This window comes from Streptococcus sp. KR, assembly GCF_002238115.1.
Taxonomy (GTDB): Bacteria; Bacillota; Bacilli; order Lactobacillales; family Streptococcaceae; genus Streptococcus.
The window spans coordinates 1-245 of record NZ_NGVM01000294.1; the positions used below are offsets into that span (position 1 = coordinate 1).

Sequence of the window (245 nt, forward strand, 5' to 3'; positions counted from 1 at the left end):
ATGATGCAGGAAAAGATTTTTCTGATAAGTTATCTCAATCAGGATTTCCTGTTTTCCTGGATTTCCCTGATAATGAATCTGGGAAAGAAAAAGTAGACTGGAATGATGTCCTTAGAGAAAAGAAATCAGGTTTACAATTGATGATTGAGACTGCAAAAGATACATTGAGGAATCAACCAGTAAGACAAACCTCTCAATGTTTAGAATTGTGATAACAAAATCAAGATGTTTTAGCTAATATTAGA

1 pseudogene is annotated in these 245 nt (G+C 32.7%); it reads left to right on the plus strand.

What is annotated here, in order from left to right:
• Nucleotides 1–212 (plus strand): annotated as a pseudogene (locus CBI42_RS12010) (DNA primase); the annotation flags it as partial.
• Nucleotides 213–245 lie beyond the last annotated feature (33 nt).